17 protein-coding genes are annotated in these 15,460 nt (G+C 39.6%); 8 read left to right on the forward strand and 9 right to left on the reverse strand.

Annotated elements, in window-relative coordinates:
* Positions 1-43: 43 nt before the first annotated feature.
* On the reverse strand, positions 44-1,282 hold the full coding sequence (locus MP622_RS02260; protein WP_243792288.1) for a L,D-transpeptidase: 1,239 nt from the start codon (positions 1,280-1,282) through the stop codon (positions 44-46).
* A gap of 202 nt (positions 1,283-1,484) precedes the next feature.
* Here MP622_RS02260 and hemE point away from each other — a divergent pair, with 202 nt between their 5' ends.
* The 4 genes from hemE to MP622_RS02280 all read left to right on the forward strand — a co-directional run bounded on the left by hemE (position 1,485) and on the right by MP622_RS02280 (position 5,938).
* The gene (gene hemE / locus MP622_RS02265; protein WP_243792289.1) at positions 1,485-2,555 is read left to right on the forward strand and encodes a uroporphyrinogen decarboxylase; all 1,071 of its coding nucleotides are present in this window, start codon (positions 1,485-1,487) and stop codon (positions 2,553-2,555) included.
* Positions 2,556-2,578: 23 nt separating this feature from the next.
* Complete coding sequence (locus MP622_RS02270) at positions 2,579-3,385, forward strand: DUF817 family protein (RefSeq protein ID WP_228130573.1); 807 nt, start codon at positions 2,579-2,581, stop codon at positions 3,383-3,385.
* Between the two features lie 136 nt (positions 3,386-3,521).
* Complete coding sequence (locus tag MP622_RS02275) at positions 3,522-3,992, forward strand: DUF3015 family protein (protein WP_016166941.1); 471 nt, start codon at positions 3,522-3,524, stop codon at positions 3,990-3,992.
* 62 nt (positions 3,993-4,054) lie between these two features.
* Positions 4,055-5,938: a DUF4105 domain-containing protein gene (locus MP622_RS02280; protein ID WP_243792291.1), complete on the forward strand. Its 1,884-nt coding sequence runs from the start codon at positions 4,055-4,057 to the stop codon at positions 5,936-5,938.
* Between the two features lie 50 nt (positions 5,939-5,988).
* Here the strand turns inward: MP622_RS02280 and arsC are convergent, their stop codons facing one another.
* Positions 5,989-6,411, reverse strand: a complete 423-nt coding sequence (gene arsC, locus MP622_RS02285) for an arsenate reductase (glutaredoxin) (protein WP_243792292.1) — start codon at positions 6,409-6,411, stop codon at positions 5,989-5,991.
* A 90-nt stretch (positions 6,412-6,501) separates the two neighbouring features.
* Between arsC and MP622_RS02290 the strand changes: the two genes are divergently transcribed.
* From MP622_RS02290 to arsH, 3 genes are all read left to right on the forward strand, one after another.
* The gene (locus MP622_RS02290; protein WP_016166938.1) at positions 6,502-6,825 is read left to right on the forward strand and encodes a metalloregulator ArsR/SmtB family transcription factor; all 324 of its coding nucleotides are present in this window, start codon (positions 6,502-6,504) and stop codon (positions 6,823-6,825) included.
* Positions 6,826-7,029: 204 nt separating this feature from the next.
* The gene (arsB, locus tag MP622_RS02295) at positions 7,030-8,079 is read left to right on the forward strand and encodes an ACR3 family arsenite efflux transporter (protein WP_016166937.1); all 1,050 of its coding nucleotides are present in this window, start codon (positions 7,030-7,032) and stop codon (positions 8,077-8,079) included.
* Positions 8,076-8,780 carry an arsenical resistance protein ArsH gene (arsH, locus tag MP622_RS02300; RefSeq protein ID WP_016166936.1) on the forward strand — a complete coding sequence of 235 codons (705 nt, stop codon included), beginning with the start codon at positions 8,076-8,078 and terminating at the stop codon, positions 8,778-8,780. The genes arsB and arsH overlap by 4 nt, the downstream gene beginning before the upstream one ends.
* 56 nt (positions 8,781-8,836) lie before the next feature.
* On the opposite strand, the gene folE is transcribed toward arsH, so the two are convergent.
* A complete protein-coding gene (gene folE / locus MP622_RS02305; protein ID WP_171069590.1) occupies positions 8,837-9,385 on the reverse strand; it encodes a GTP cyclohydrolase I FolE in 549 nt (182 codons plus the stop codon).
* A gap of 93 nt (positions 9,386-9,478) precedes the next feature.
* Positions 9,479-10,165 carry a Smr/MutS family protein gene (locus MP622_RS02310; RefSeq protein WP_243792294.1) on the reverse strand — a complete coding sequence of 229 codons (687 nt, stop codon included), beginning with the start codon at positions 10,163-10,165 and terminating at the stop codon, positions 9,479-9,481.
* A gap of 354 nt (positions 10,166-10,519) precedes the next feature.
* On the opposite strand from MP622_RS02310, the gene MP622_RS02315 reads away from it, so the two are divergent.
* The gene (locus MP622_RS02315; RefSeq protein ID WP_243792296.1) at positions 10,520-10,870 is read left to right on the forward strand and encodes a DUF3147 family protein; all 351 of its coding nucleotides are present in this window, start codon (positions 10,520-10,522) and stop codon (positions 10,868-10,870) included.
* 175 nt (positions 10,871-11,045) lie between these two features.
* Here the strand turns inward: MP622_RS02315 and trpC are convergent, their stop codons facing one another.
* The 5 genes from trpC to MP622_RS02340 form a co-directional block, all read right to left on the reverse strand.
* Positions 11,046-11,852, reverse strand: a complete 807-nt coding sequence (trpC, locus tag MP622_RS02320; protein WP_243792298.1) for an indole-3-glycerol phosphate synthase TrpC — start codon at positions 11,850-11,852, stop codon at positions 11,046-11,048.
* Between the two features lie 14 nt (positions 11,853-11,866).
* Complete coding sequence (gene trpD / locus MP622_RS02325) at positions 11,867-12,913, reverse strand: anthranilate phosphoribosyltransferase (RefSeq protein ID WP_243792299.1); 1,047 nt, start codon at positions 12,911-12,913, stop codon at positions 11,867-11,869.
* Positions 12,914-13,498, reverse strand: a complete 585-nt coding sequence (locus tag MP622_RS02330) for an aminodeoxychorismate/anthranilate synthase component II (protein ID WP_016166930.1) — start codon at positions 13,496-13,498, stop codon at positions 12,914-12,916.
* Positions 13,499-13,693: 195 nt separating this feature from the next.
* Positions 13,694-14,017 carry a putative quinol monooxygenase gene (locus MP622_RS02335; RefSeq protein WP_243792301.1) on the reverse strand — a complete coding sequence of 108 codons (324 nt, stop codon included), beginning with the start codon at positions 14,015-14,017 and terminating at the stop codon, positions 13,694-13,696.
* An 11-nt stretch (positions 14,018-14,028) separates the two neighbouring features.
* A complete protein-coding gene (locus tag MP622_RS02340) occupies positions 14,029-14,613 on the reverse strand; it encodes an NAD(P)H-dependent oxidoreductase (protein ID WP_243792303.1) in 585 nt (194 codons plus the stop codon).
* Between the last annotated feature and the right edge of the window lie 847 nt (positions 14,614-15,460).

Raw genomic sequence — 15,460 nt, forward strand, 5'->3', positions numbered from 1 at the left:
AAATAGCCTGCACATGCAGGCTATTCAGCGCTATTTTCTAGAATTATTCTAAGAATTTTACAGTCACGCCAGAACGAACTTTTTTACCAAGGTCGTTGGCATCCCAGTTGGTTAAACGGATACAACCATGCGATGCTGTTTTTGAAATTGCAGATGGGTTAGGTGTACCGTGAATACCAAATGATTTTTTGCTTAGACCAATCCAAATGTTACCTACTGGGCCGTTTGGACCTGGTGGTAAAGAAAGTGGCTTTAAGTTTTTACCTTGAACAAAGTTGCTTGGAGAATAGCTATACCAAGGGTTTGGTGCTACGCCAGTTACTTTATAGGTGCCTTCTGGTGATGGGGTATCCGAGCTACCAATAGTCGCTGGGAAAGAAGCAATCATTTGGTTGCGACTATTAAATAGATACAGTTGTTTTGCACCTTTATGCGCAACAATTAAATGAATGTCTTCTGGGAGTTCATTGCGAATATTCGTCACAATAATCTTTTCACCAGCTTTCTTGAATGTTGCTTTTGGATTAAGTTTCTTCAAGAAATCTTCATCCATGTGGAATTTTTCACCTAACATTTCTGTCACACGAGTGTAGTACAAACCTTTCATTTTGGCTTGTAATGCGTAGTCGTGTGGAATAGATGGTGCATATGGACCTTTAAGGTCAGCATCGGTAATGGTGTATTCTACAAATGCTGGGCGATTCCCTTGTTTAGCCACTAAGGCATCCCAAGTTTGTTTGGTTAAAGTTCCAGTTGGCTGTAAACCATTCATTTGCTGAAAAGTAGCAAGTGCTTTTAATGTATTTTTACCACTGGTACCGTCAATCGCACCCGGTGAAGCATGTGAGTTATTCAACATGACTTGAGTTCGTGCATAAACAGGGAATTGACCTTTACCAATGTTGTCAAACCAAGATGCATTATTCAGACCATCAAGTGTCCAAGAAGCTTTTGCAGCAGGAGAAGTGGCTGCTGTTGCTGAACTCGTTGCTACAGCTGCACTAGCTGGAGCAGTTCCAATATCTGCTGTGTTATCTTCAGATTGTTGAAGATTTTGTAAAGTCTGTGACGCTTTATTTAAGTCTTGCTGTTCTTGAGGCGTAATTTGTGCATCTTGTGCTGAAGATGCTGCGCCTACAGCAAGAGGATTAATTGGGTCTTCTACGGCAGTATTGGTAACGACTTTGGGCTTTAATGGTTGTTCAGCAGTAGTAGCTGTGGCAAAAGCTGTGCCAGCAAAAAGGCAGCCTAAACTCATTGCGAGTATTGTGCGAACGAACATGTAATTCAACCTTAAGAATTATTCATTTACTAAGTGACAAACTACGCAAGTATTGCAGAAAAAAATGGCAGATGCAGTATTTGTTTTGTTTAAATAGACGTTTGTCCAACAAGAACATTAAATTTTAATCATGCGAGAAGTTATTAAAATTTAATCCTTTTTGTTATGATGCTGCAAAGATTAAATTAAGTTAGGAAAGTCAATGGCGACCTTAAAAAATGATCGTTTTCTGCGTGCTTTATTGCGTGAGCCTGTTGATACTACGCCTGTATGGATGATGCGTCAGGCAGGACGCTATTTACCTGAGTATCGTGAAACACGTGCAAAGGCAGGTGATTTCCTTTCTTTATGTAAAAATACTGAGTTTGCATGTGAAGTAACCTTACAACCTTTACGTCGTTATGACTTAGATGCCGCAATTTTATTTTCAGATATTTTGACCGTTCCAGATGCATTGGGTTTAGGTTTGTATTTTGAGGCAGGCGAAGGCCCAAAGTTTCATAAAACCGTGCGTACTGAACAAGATGTCATGAATTTACCGACATTCAATGCAAAGTCGGATTTAGATTATGTCATGAATGCGGTATCGACCATTCGTTCTGCTTTAGGCGGTCAGGTACCCTTAATTGGTTTTTCGGGAAGCCCATGGACTTTAGCGACTTATATGGTTGAAGGTGGTTCTAGCAAAGACTTCCGCTTTACCAAGAACATGATGTACGCACAGCCTGAAGTTTTACATGCTTTGCTTGATCGATTGGCGATTGCAGTCATTGACTATTTAAACGCACAAATTGATGCGGGCGCACAAGCTGTTCAAATCTTTGATAGTTGGGGCGGAGCATTAGCGCATCGTGAATATATCGAATTTTCATTAAATTACATGCAAAAAATTGTTTGTGGTTTAAAACGTGAAAAAGATGGTCGCAAAATTCCAGTGATTTTATTCACTAAAGGTGGCGGTCAATGGTTAGAACCCATGGTTGCAACAGGTGCAGATGTACTTGGATTAGACTGGACGACGCCACTAACTGTAGCACGTAAAATTGTCAATGGTCGCGCAGCATTACAAGGTAACTTAGACCCTGCAACTTTATATGGTTCTTCACAAACGATTCAAAAAGCCACTCAAGCCATGTTAGATGACGCGTATGCCAATGGTGAAAAAACGGGATATATTGCGAATTTGGGTCATGGTATTACCCAATGGGTGAACCCAGATCATCCGAAAGTGTTCATCGACACCGTACATGAATATAGCGCAAAGTATCTATAAATTTAGGTTGAGTATTTACAGTGTTGCGTGTTGCTCAATCTTGTGTTGAGTTTTCTTATAAGGCAGCTTCGGCTGCCTTATTTGGAATACTTTTATTATTGGCTTTTGTATTTACTGCGCCATTAGGTTATGAACAACATTATGGTTTTTATCGTTATGACTACCTGTTGTTTTATGCCTTAATTATTCAGTGCTGCTTATTATATTTAAAATTAGAATCTTGGGCAGAAGCCAGAGTCATTGCCCTATTTCACATTATGGCAATGGGGATGGAAATTTTCCTTACGCATCCAGCCATTGCTTCATGGCAATATCCACAACCTGCAATTTTTAAACTGTGGACAGTGCCTTTATTTGCTGGGTTTATGTATTCAGCCGTCGGAAGTTTTTTTGCGCGTTCTTTACGGCTTTATACCGTGTCTTTTAAGGCTTTGCCAAAATTCAGTCATATGTTGACCTTGGCAGTGTTGTCTTATTTGAATTTTATGAGCAAATTCTTTATTCCAGATATTCGCTATGTACTGTTTGGCTGGAGTATTGTGATGTTTTGGAAAACTAAGATTCGTTTTGAGTTGCAACATCACACCATTCAATTGCCGATGTTGCCTATTTTGTGGGTCTTGGCTTTTATTATCTGGCTTGCTGAAAACGTGAGTACTTTTTACAAAATCTGGCTTTATCCAAGTCAGGTTGATGCTTGGCATATGGTGGGTTGGGGCAAGCTAGGTTCATGGTATTTGTTGCTATTGTTAAGTCTAGTTTTAGTCTTGAAAATACTTGGAATACGCAACTCAAAGGGTGATTGGCAGTTAAATAATGATGAATATTAATAGTTTATTTTTATTTTTTTAACTTTAATATAAATTGTTTTGCGTTATTAAAGATATGCGGATAATCTAAGTTTGTGTAATCCATTATTACATGTAAATAATTAGAACACTCAGAGAATAATTCTGGAGAAGTGCAATGTTAAAAAAAGTAGCGTTAGCAGCAGTATTGGCAATAGGTTCTACAGCAGCATTTGCAGATAGCGATGCTGGTTGCGGTATTGGTTCTGAGATTTGGGCGGGCCAATCAGGTAAAGTGCCGAAGTTACTTGCTGCTACAACAAATGGTTTATTTGCTAACCAATTATTTGGTATCACTTTTGGTACTCTCGGTTGTAGTGGTTCGGGTACAGTCACTGCACAAGCAGTCACATTTACCAATGAAAATGCAGAAGCATTGGCGCGTGATATGGCGGTAGGTCAGGGCGAAAGCTTGAATGTGTTGGCTGAATTACTCAATATTAAAGCAGAAGATAAAGCGCGTTTCTTTGCCGTATCTAAGCAAAACTTTGCTGAGATTTACTCTACAGAGAATAAAGATTCCTACCAAGTACTCACATCGCTACAAGCTGTAATGGCAAAAGACCAAGTTCTCAAAGCTTACGTCTAATCGATTGTTGTAAAACCCTGTCAATCTGACAGGGTTTTTTATATCTAAAAAATTAAATTTGAATGAAAAAGATTGCTTTATTTACGGCTTTATTCGGTTCTGGTCTGGCGTATGCTGTTGAGCCGACATCATCTACCCATTATGTTGAAATGGCGACCCAGAAACATCTGGCGCAAGAGACAACTTGGCAAAGATTAATGTATGCCAATGCTAAAGGGCAAAGTGAAGTTCACTATGCAGGTTACTTTCTTAGCCCAGAAAGAGGCGGACATTTACAAAATGAATTAAATGCCAATATCGAAGCATTATTCTTATCTGCAGCTCCGAATCAATCAGTACGTTGTAAATTTCCAGCACGCAGTCAATGGTTAATCAAGCAACTGAATATTCCCACGACAGATTTACCACAAGTTGAATGTTCTGAATTAGACAAATGGATTGGCGAAATTAAACCCTATAAAGCGACTTTAATTTATGCAACTGACTTTATGGGTAATCCGAGTTCGATGTTTGGGCATACTTTATTGCGTTTAGACCCCAAAGATCAGAAAGAATTAAATTTGGTTTCCTATGCTGTGAACTATGCAGCCACTGTCGCAAGCGCGGATGGTTGGTCTTTTGCTTGGAAAGGTTTAACAGGGCAATACCCCGGTGAATATTCTTTAATGCCGTATTATCGCAAAGTAAAAGAATATGGTGATTTAGAAAGTCGTGATTTGTGGGAATATGAACTTAATTTAAATCCAGAAGAAACACGCTTTTTGGTACAGCATATTTGGGAAATGCAACATGTGACTTTTCCCTATTATTTTGTTAGTGATAACTGTGCTTACCGACTGTTAGGACTGATTGATTTAGTCCGTCCCGAACTCAATTTAAGTCAGCAGTTTAAAGTTGCAGCCATTCCAATGCAGACCATTAAAGCGATTGATCAGCAAGGAATTGTTCGTGAAACAGTCTATCGTCCTGCCTTAGAAACCCAATTATTGGCACAAGCCAAACAGCATGGGCAAAGTTTGGCTAAAACAGCCCATCAGGTTGCTTTTGCTGAACAAAAACAAAGATTAGACATTTTGGCAGCTTATTCTGTGGAAGATCGTGCCAAAATTTTAGAAATGGCCTATGACGATTTGTACTTACAATTGGTTGCACGTAAAGTGGATGTTGCTTTTGCACAGCCTAATCTACGTGAATTACTGACTTTACGCAGTGCGATTGATTTAGAGAGGCAACGTAAAGAACCTGAACGTCCACGTATTGATCCGACACAATCTCACGATGCTCGAAATTTTTCGGTAAAAGCAGGAACCGTGCAAGACGATGAATTTATTGAGTTGGGACACCGTCAAGCCTATCATGATTTGATTGATCCTCAAGGCGGTTACCGCGTCGGAACACAATTGTTGTTTTGGGATGGCTCGATTCAATCCCGTCAGGATGAGTTGAAACTGGAGCATTTCGACTTTCTGACAGTAAATTCTTATAACCCGATTACAGCATTTAAAACGCCGTTGACATGGGGATTTAATCTGGGTTGGCAACAAGAAGCGACAGATTCTTCAGGGCGTTTTAGTGAACAGGATCAACATGGTGTTGCCAGTTTAAAAATGCAGATGGGTTATAGCTATGCAGATTCAAAACGAGAGAATCTATGTTATGCGCAAATGCAAACCTATCTTCAAGGTGGAAAATCATTAGATAAAGGCTGGCGATTGGGTATGGGGCCAACGGTCGGTTGTCAGAACATTTGGGCAGACCATATTAATTCGATTGTGCAGGTCGAATTGCCATATTGGGAAGATTCGCGCCAGTGGCAAGTTCGATTGAATTCACAAGTACAATATGCCTTGAATGCGCAGAATGCATTACGTGTAGGGTGGGAATACCAATATCAAGATCATCAGGACTGGAATAAATTGAGCTTGGGTTATGTCCGATTCTTCTAAGCTTAAGCGAAGAAAAAGGCACTTTCGAAGTGCCTTTTTTGCAGTCTATTTTATTTTTTGATCAGTTGTCCCTGTTCATCGATGAGTAATTCACCATCCTCTTTGCTAAAAGAACCACGTTGTGGAGCAGAAAGAATTTCAAGAACGACTTCAGAGGGACGGCATAACCTTACGCCAAGTTCAGTTACCACAAAAGGACGGTTGATTAAAATTGGATATTGCAACATAAAATCAATGAGTTGGTCATCGGTATGCGTTGACTGCTCTAGTTGTAATTCTTCATAAGGTGGAACATTCTTGCGTAAAACATCCCGTACTGATAATCCTGAGCGCTTGATTAAATCAATTAGTTCCTCTTTAGTAGGCGGAGTTTTAAGATATTCAATAATTTCTGGTTCTTGACCTGTATTTTGTATCAGACCAAGGGTATTTCTGGACGTACCACAAGCAGGATTATGATAAATCTTAATCATTTTTTAGACATCATCTTTTGTTAAATAAACTTTATTGCATTTATATATGGATATACGTATATTTGCAATTATTAATTTTTGGGCTGTAAAATGGATCAAACTGATTTCTTTAAATGTCTCTCTGACCCCACTCGCTTAGATATCATTAAATGGGTACTCGTGAGAGAAAATGTCTGTGTATGTGAACTGACGGAATTATTGCAATTGAGTCAGCCTAAGATTTCACGACATTTGGCATTGTTAAGAAATTTGTCGGTTTTATTAGATCAGCGCAAAGGGCAGTGGGTATATTACCGCGTAAATCCAGACTTACCTGAATGGGCGAATGCGGTGTTAAAGATCATTGCTCAGTCAGCGCAAACAGACAGAGAAACTCTTTATTTGAATACTTCGACCAATGTCCATTGTGATTGATTCACTTTATTCAGTAGGTCTATTGTCCGATAACTGATGTTTGAATGAATTTAATACCTAGATGGAGTCCTGATTAAATAAAATCAGAGTCGAAGGTGTCTTGTATTTAGAAGATTGGATGCTTGTTTGTTTTAAGCTGATCAAAAAATCTATCGAATGAGATCTATTCGATACAAAAACATATCTCCCTGATTGAGAAAATACATGTCGACTTCTAGACTTTCTTTTTTAGACCGCAATTTAACCTTGTGGATTTTTATTGCCATGGCGCTTGGAGTGGCAATAGGGGTATTTATCCCTCAAGCTTCGGTTACTTTAAATCAAATGCATGTCGGCAGTATCAATATTCCAATTGCCATTGGTCTTATTGTGATGATGTATCCACCGTTGGCAAAGGTGGACTATGCAGCTTTACCAGAAGTTTTTAAAGATAAGCGAACCTTGATGCTGTCACTGGTACAAAACTGGTTGATTGCACCGTGTCTGATGTTTGTCTTGGCAATCATATTTTTACAATCTTATCCCGAATACATGACAGGACTGATCTTAATTGGGCTGGCACGTTGTATTGCCATGGTTTTGGTTTGGAATGATCTGGCATGTGGCGATAACCAATATGTTGCAGCATTAGTTGCATTTAACAGTATTTTCCAGATTTTATTCTTCAGCAGTTATGCATGGTTATTCCTGAGTTTCTTACCGCCATATTTCGGGGTTGATGCTCAAGTCATTCAAGTTAGTTTTTGGATGATTACCCAAGCGGTACTGATCTATTTGGGCATTCCATTTTTATTGGGCTTTTTAACCCGACTGATTTTAGTCAAACAAAAAGGCTTGGCGTGGTATCAAACCCATTTTCTGCCAAAAATTGGTCCACTCAGTTTAATGGCATTGCTCTTCACCATTGTAGCGATGTTTAGCCTCAAAGGTGGTGAAGTGGTCAGTCTGCCGATGGATGTATTGCGTATTGCGATTCCATTGACCATTTATTTTGTGGTGATGTTTTTTATCAGCTTCTTTATGAGTAAATGGATGGGCAATAACTACGCGCGTACCACTGCGATTTCATTTACGGCTGCGGGCAACAACTTTGAATTGGCATTGGCTGTTGCGATTGCAACCTTTGGTTTGGCTTCTCCAGTCGCATTTACCACGGTTATTGGCCCTTTAGTGGAAGTTCCTGTGTTAATTGCATTGGTCAGTGTGTCTTTATGGTTACGCAAAAAATATTTTAAAACTGAGGTTCTGGGATGAGTTTTGCAAATATTGATTTAGCGTTATTACCAAAGCCGACACTAGAGCAAGTCCAAGCGAAAGCTATTCAGCATCCGCCACGCATTTTGCTGTTGTATGGTTCAAACCGTGAGCGTTCTTATAGCCGTTTAGCAATACAGGAAGCGGGTCGAATTCTGGAATACTTCGGCGCTGAAGTGAAAATTTTCCACCCTAAAGGCTTACCTTTGCCAGAGGATGCTGATCTGGAACATGCAAAAGTCAAAGAGTTGCATGAACTGTTGGCTTGGTCTGAAGGCATGGTTTGGTGTTCACCAGAACGTCATGGCTCCATGAGTTCGATTTTTAAAGCACAGATTGACTGGATTCCATTGGCAGCAGGGGCTATTCGAGCGACACAGGGCAAAACACTGGCCTTGATGCAAGTGTGTGGTGGTTCGCAATCATTTAATGCACTCAACCAAATGCGTATATTAGGACGCTGGATGCGCATGATCACCATTCCAAATCAGTCTTCGATTCCAAAAGCATTCTTGGAATTTGAAGAAGATGGCTCCATGAAAGATTCCTCTTTCTACACACGTATTGTGGATGTGATGGAAGAATTGTATAAATTTACTTTGTTGACTCGTGGTCAGGCAGCCTATTTAACGGATCGTTATTCAGAACGTGTTGAAACCGCAGAACAGTTGTCGAAGCGTGTGAATCAGCGCTCACAATAAGATAAAAATAAACCCCGAATGCTTCGGGGTTTATCTTTTAATTCATTTGAGATGAATCAGTAACTTTCAGGCACTGCACTGAGGAATTCACGACGTGATTCTTTATCGGTTTTAAATTCACCAATAAATGAAACGGTACGAGTCGTTGACTCTTGTTTACCGACACCGCGCATCATCATGCACATATGCGCAGAATCAATCACCACAGCAACACCACGTGCCTGAGTGACTTCAGCAACAGCTTCTGCAATTTGCTGGGTCAAGTTTTCTTGAATTTGCAAACGACGTGCGAACATTTCAGTAATGCGAGCAAATTTAGACAAGCCAAGCACATGGCCTTCAGGTAAATAAGCAATATGTACGCGACCATAAAAAGGTAGGAGATGATGTTCGCAAAGCGAATAAAATTCAATATTTTTCACCAAGACCATTTCACGGTTGTCTGATGGAAACACCGCTTTATTGGTGACTTCTTCTAGCGTCTTACTATAACCAGACGTTAAATACGAAAACGCTTTAGCAGCACGCACAGGTGTATCAACCAAACCTGGACGATTTAGGTCTTCACCAACGGCAGTTAAAATATTTGCGTAGGATTGCTGCATAGACATAAGACGTTTTCACTTACTCTTATATTGAACAAGGACGGCATTGTACCAGAAAACCGAAAAAATACCGTGTTTAATATCAAAATCCGATTACTGTTTGTGCTTCGGATTTTTTTCTGAACGTTTAAGTAGAACTAAAACCGCGCCCGTACCCCCTTGATTATCAGGTGCGCTGGCAAATGCCAGTACGTCACGATGTTGACGTAACCAACCGTTGACATAGGTTTTTAAAATGGCTTCAGGTCCTTTGCCGTGGACAATTTTAATGACATTTTGATTTTCATCCTTCGCCATCTGAATAATTTGTAATACGGCAACACGGGCTTGTTCAACAGTACAGCCATGCAAATCTACAGCTTCAAACCAGCGTAATTTACCAGCTTTTAAATCTTCAAAAACTTTATGTTGCAACGTCGCAATGCGGTAACTCAAGTTTGCTTGACTGGCTACAGGGTTAAGCATGGCTTGTGTGTCGGAAAGTTCAGCCATTTCAGATTCAGTTGGACCAACAGCCGCTGCTCGCTTTGCTAAAACCTGAGCGTCTAATTTCTTTTTTGGGCTTTTGGAAATTTGAGCGATATTGCCTGCATCTATTTTTTGTACACCTTGCATGGATTTTAGAAATAATTCGGCATCATTTGGCTCAGCTATTACAGCTTGCTTTTTCGCTTCAACTTGCTGTTCAGCAGCGGTTGAATGTGGATGATTAATTTGCTTTTTAAAAGCCTTCAGTAAGTTGTACTGATCTTTAGAAAGCGATGAATCATGTTTGCTCATAATGTCCAGAGATCACTGCAAGATAAGATTTAGCTGCTAATTATAGTCTTAAACAAGGGTAAATTGAACTGAATTGCATTTATAGCAAGTTGTATGGATTTAATCTGTGGGATATTTAGCGTAAAAATCTTAAAGTGAGAAGGTCGTTTGCCTGTTGAAATACATTTAGACGGACTGAACCAATATAGTATTGCTATGCAAAATTTAGAGCGAGAAGTACATAATCTGGCGGTTCATTTAGGCAATATTTAAGAATGATTTCTCTTTTATAGCTATGCTTATGTTAACCAAGCATTTCATTCAGTTTGTATAAAATAAAGATTGGTGTTTTTTTACTTTTTTTGGAGTAGAACCATGCTTCCGCTTATCGTCAAATATGCAATAACCGCAGGAATGGTGATATTAATTTCTGAAGTTGCAAAGCGCAGTGATCGCTTAGGTGGCTTGATTGCAGCTCTACCTATCGTCACAGTATTGGTTCTGATTTGGATGAAGTTAGAAGGACAAGAACCTCAAAAAATCGCGAATCATGCTTGGTATACATTTTGGTATGTAATCCCTACATTGCCTATGTTTCTGGCATTTCCATTACTATATCAACATTATGGTTTTTGGATAACTTTAATGGGCTGTTGTTTGATGACAATTACTATTTTTGGTCTTTGGGCAAAACTATTGCAATATTTTGGTATTCATCTTATTTAAAGGGTGATTAGGTGTGCCATGCGAATGCATTGATAGACCAATCCGAGCAATCACAGATGCGCCAAACAGTTTTAAAAGCAATATAAGCCAAGATTTTGTATATCTACGTATTTGGCTTTTTGCGATTTTGAAATAGTCAAAGGGTAAAACTCAGTTTTACCCTTTGACTTGTGCTTTAAACGTCTACAGGCTGACCAAATAATGCGGTGAAGGCATGATCTGGACGTGGCTGCTTCATGAAGCTTTCACCCACCAAGAAACTATGAATATCATGCTCTTGCATCATACGAACATCTTCTGGGGTTGCAATGCCACTTTCAGTAATGAGTAAGCGAGAAGGATCAAGTAATCTCTTCAAACGAATTGATGTATTTAAATCCACATCAAAGGTTTTAAGATTACGGTTATTCACCCCTAACAAGCAGCGCTCAGAAAGTTGTAGAGCACGCTCAAGTTCTTCCTCATCATGTACCTCAACCAAGACATCTAAATTATGCTCAAACGCTGTTTTTGACATTTCTTCTAATTGTTGGTCTGACAAGCAGGCGACAATCAGTAAAATACAGTCAGCATGCAGGGCACGCGCCTCGATGACATTGTACGGGTCGACTAGGAAGTCCTTACGCAGTGCTGGTAAAGCACAGTGTGTACGAGTGATTTGAATATTCTCATCTGCACCTTGGAAAAAATCGACATCAGTTAAAACCGATAGGCAAGCCGCACCGGCTTGTTCATATTGTGCTGCAATTTCCGCAGGATTAAAGTTTTCACGGATAATCCCTTTTGAAGGAGAAGCTTTTTTAATTTCAGCAATGACACCTGGGCGCTTCTTCATCAATGCTTGAGCAAAACCACGCACGGGTGTTGCTTCTTGTGCCCATTGTTCCACATCATGCAGGCTACGTTGCTTGAGGCGTGCTGCCAGTTCTTCATGTTTACGATCAACAATTTTGCCTAAAATTGTATTTGCGATATCGACCATGTGAGCATCCTTCCTTAAGCTTCGTATTGTTTGAGTGTTTTGGTAAATTCAGACAGCACACTCATTTTTTCTAAAGCCTGCCCACCGTAAATAATGTCGTGTGCTAAAGCCACACCTTGTTTATAGCTGTTAGCTAAACCAGACACATAAATGCCTGCGCCAGCATTTAAGGCAATCATGTCTGCGGCTTTGGCGCCACGATCAGATTTTTTTCGGCCGAGTGCATCTTTAATCAGTGCTAAACTTTCAGCAGAATCCTCAATGATTAAACCTGTTAGCGTTTGTGATTCAATACCGACATCTTCAGGATTAATCACCCATTCACTCACTTCGCCATCTTTTAGTTCAGCAACATAAGTTGATGAAGCGAGGCTAATTTCATCTAGTCCATCTTTAGAATGCACCACCATCACGTGTTCAGCGCCAAGTTGCTTCATCACTTCCGCAATTGGGCGGCACAATTCATTTGAGAATACACCGATTACCAGACGTTTTACTCCAGCCGGATTCGTAAGCGGGCCGAGTAAGTTGAAGATGCTACGGATACCGAGTTCCTTACGTGGACCCACTGCATATTTCATGGCTTTATGATGATTAGGTGCAAAAAGGAAACCGACACCAATTTCACGAATGCAACGCTCAGTTTGTTGCATGTTCAAATCAAGATTAATGCCTGCTTGTTCTAATAAGTCAGATGAGCCAGATTTGGTTGATACACCGCGGTTACCATGTTTGGCAATGGTGGCACCAGCCGCAGCGATGACAAAAGCTGAAGCGGTAGAAACGTTAAATAAATTCTGCCCATCACCACCCGTTCCGACAATATCAATCAGGTTGGGTACATCACTCACATCAATTTTTGTGGCGAACTCACGCATCACGCGTGCAGCTGCCGTAATTTCATCAATGCTTTCGCCTTTTAAGCGCAGTCCCATCATGAGCGCACCAATTTGTGCATCGGTGGCTTCACCACTCATGATAGTCCGCATGACCTCTTCCATTTGTGGCTGAGTCAGGTGGATGTTCTTGGTAATATGATTTAAAGCTTGTTGAATATTCATTTATGCATAAATCTCTAAAAAGTTTTTGAAGATTTGGTGACCGTGTTGGCTGAGGATCGATTCTGGGTGGAACTGCACACCTTCGACAGGCAGTGTCTTATGTTTTACGCCCATAATTTCTTCCATTGAGCCATCAGCTTCTTGGGTCCAGCAAGTAACTTCTAGGCAATCTGGCAAGCTCGCTTGATCAATCACCAAAGAGTGATAGCGGGTTGCAGAGAAGGGTGAAGGTAGATTGCTAAAAATTCCCTTGTCACTATGATACATGTCCGATAAACGCCCATGCATGACGGTTTTGGCGCGAACGATATTGCCGCCAAAAGCTTGTCCGATACTTTGATGACCTAAGCACACACCGAGTAATGGAATTTTTCCAGCAAAATGTTGAATGGCTGGAATAGAAATGCCTGCTTCAGTAGGTGAGCAAGGTCCCGGACCAATGACCAAATACTTCGGTTGCCATCGTTCAATGTCTTCCAAGGTCACGGCATCATTACGGACTACTTTTACTTCTTGGTTCAACTCGCCAAAATATTGCACGATGTTGTAAGTAAAGGAGTCATAATTGTCGATCATGAGAAGCATTTCAGATGTAACCTCTTGAGTTGCATAATTTTATCGCTTAGTACTTTCGTCGTTATCTCTATAGTCGCCCATTTTAATTAAAACGAGTGCCTATATTTGAGTTTGACATAAAAAAGCCTGCTAAGCGCAGGCTACTTTATCAGTTTTTAACAGTCTTGTGATAATTTCATACACAATCATCATGCTACGAAGGATTTAATTATTATTTAGCCCCAAGTGCATAATCCGAATTTTTGTTTCTTTTACGGCATCTTTCACCTTTTGTTGAAAGTCTTGCATATGCGCCGTGTTTAAATGCTGCTCCAAATGAGCTAAAGACTGCCATTTTTCAAACATAATAATCGAATTAGAAGGTTTGTATTGGAAACTGGCGTTACTGTCTTGATCAATATAAAGCTCATAACCAAAACAACCTGCTTCCTGTAGCACTTTAGGCGTGACATTCTTAAATGCATTCAGGACAGTTTCAAAATGTACTATACCTTCATGAATTTGAATTTCTGCAATGACAGTTAACATGGTGATGTCCTTTATACTGTAAAAATCGTGTCTAAGTGTGAGCGATAGGCTTCTAAATATTGAGGTACATTCGGTGCTTTAATGACGTCATTGACAATAAACGTGTCTAAACCTTGCATACCTAAGAATTGATTTGCTTTGTGAAAGGGTAGATAGACACCATCGACCCCAACTCCCTCAAAGAATTGTTCTTGATCTTCAAATGCTTCGATCGGAGCATTCCACGTGAGAGAAAGCATATATTTTTTGTCGTGAATTAAACCACCTGATCCATATTTTTTGCTGGCATCACTACGTGAACGCCCATCATTGGTATACAACGTACCATGACCTATAGTAAAAACATCGTCGATGTATTTCTTCATAGTCCATGGTGCACCCATCCACCAACCTGGCATTTGATAAATAATTACATCCGCCCAAACATAGTTTTCAACTTCTTGCTGAATGTCATATTCAGCATCTGTTCTTGTAATACGAACATTGTGTCCCTGTTGATTTAAATGGGTGTTTGCAAAATTGGCTAGTGTGTCGTTAAGTTCGCCGTTTGAATGCGCGAATTGTTTTGCACCGTTGACAATCAGAATGTTTTTCATTGAATGACTCAACCAAATTTTTTGAATTGGGCAAAAGTATAATTAAGTCTTTGATGCTGAAAAATCGATGAATCTGCAAAATATTCTTGATTATAAGTCAACAATTGGGTTTTAAAATTGCATAACAGAACTAGAGGGTAGATCGTAAAAGTAGCAATTTTATTGCTGTGACATCCATTGTTAAGCAATTAAAAAATCAAGAATTTTAAAGGGCTTTGTTTCTGATGATGATCATTAAGTTGTGACATCTTGATGTTAAATTGAAGGTTTAAAATTTAATCATGATTGATGAATAGTAGCATATGGTCTAGTGCATTTTTTCTGGATTATTTATGCAGCATTTTTTAAATTTTTTCTCCTTCAAAACCATTCGCTAACCATTCTTTTGCATGGGTGTTTCATTCTTTGAGACTGCTAATCTTCAGATGCCGATTGCATCTCAGTGAATGAGTGAAATTCGTAAGTAATATTTTTAAGAAATCCATAATTAAGGATGACTATGGTTTTCTTAGAAATATGTTACTTGTTGAAAAATATCGATGTGAAATCGAACGATTAAAGATAGTAACTATTGGATTCGAAAAGAACATAGATATTTTGCTCTTGTGGGATTACAAGAGTTTGCTGCTAAAAAGGATTTGGAATCAGGATGATAAATAAGAAATAACAGATTTTGGTGTAAAAAAAAAGTACGTCACTGTTTCATGACAAGGACATGAGTATCATTCCATTTTTGGGGCTCTATACCGTAATCGTGAGCAGAACTCTCTTAATTCAAATATAGCTTTGTTTACTTGAGCTCATCGGATCGAATTGAGCATCTAAAATAGTGAGCGTTATTTTCTGG

The sequence above is a fragment of the Acinetobacter sp. PK01 genome (assembly GCF_022819285.1).
GTDB lineage: Bacteria > Pseudomonadota > Gammaproteobacteria > Pseudomonadales > Moraxellaceae > Acinetobacter > Acinetobacter tandoii.

Bases quoted from the DNA above. Each gene is read 5' to 3' on its own strand.
- MP622_RS02260 (WP_243792288.1), bottom strand. From the start codon at position 1,282: ATGTTCGTTCGCACAATACTCGCAATGAGTTTAGGCTGCCTTTTTGCT.
- hemE (WP_243792289.1), top strand. From the start codon at position 1,485: ATGGCGACCTTAAAAAATGATCGTTTTCTGCGTGCTTTATTGCGTGAG.
- MP622_RS02275 (WP_016166941.1), top strand. From the start codon at position 3,522: ATGTTAAAAAAAGTAGCGTTAGCAGCAGTATTGGCAATAGGTTCTACA.
- MP622_RS02280 (WP_243792291.1), top strand. From the start codon at position 4,055: ATGAAAAAGATTGCTTTATTTACGGCTTTATTCGGTTCTGGTCTGGCG.
- arsC (WP_243792292.1), bottom strand. From the start codon at position 6,411: ATGATTAAGATTTATCATAATCCTGCTTGTGGTACGTCCAGAAATACC.
- MP622_RS02290 (WP_016166938.1), top strand. From the start codon at position 6,502: ATGGATCAAACTGATTTCTTTAAATGTCTCTCTGACCCCACTCGCTTA.
- arsB (WP_016166937.1), top strand. From the start codon at position 7,030: ATGTCGACTTCTAGACTTTCTTTTTTAGACCGCAATTTAACCTTGTGG.
- arsH (WP_016166936.1), top strand. From the start codon at position 8,076: ATGAGTTTTGCAAATATTGATTTAGCGTTATTACCAAAGCCGACACTA.
- folE (WP_171069590.1), bottom strand. From the start codon at position 9,385: ATGCAGCAATCCTACGCAAATATTTTAACTGCCGTTGGTGAAGACCTA.
- MP622_RS02310 (WP_243792294.1), bottom strand. From the start codon at position 10,165: ATGAGCAAACATGATTCATCGCTTTCTAAAGATCAGTACAACTTACTG.
- MP622_RS02315 (WP_243792296.1), top strand. From the start codon at position 10,520: ATGCTTCCGCTTATCGTCAAATATGCAATAACCGCAGGAATGGTGATA.
- trpC (WP_243792298.1), bottom strand. From the start codon at position 11,852: ATGGTCGATATCGCAAATACAATTTTAGGCAAAATTGTTGATCGTAAA.
- trpD (WP_243792299.1), bottom strand. From the start codon at position 12,913: ATGAATATTCAACAAGCTTTAAATCATATTACCAAGAACATCCACCTG.
- MP622_RS02330 (WP_016166930.1), bottom strand. From the start codon at position 13,498: ATGCTTCTCATGATCGACAATTATGACTCCTTTACTTACAACATCGTG.
- MP622_RS02335 (WP_243792301.1), bottom strand. From the start codon at position 14,017: ATGTTAACTGTCATTGCAGAAATTCAAATTCATGAAGGTATAGTACAT.
- MP622_RS02340 (WP_243792303.1), bottom strand. From the start codon at position 14,613: ATGAAAAACATTCTGATTGTCAACGGTGCAAAACAATTCGCGCATTCA.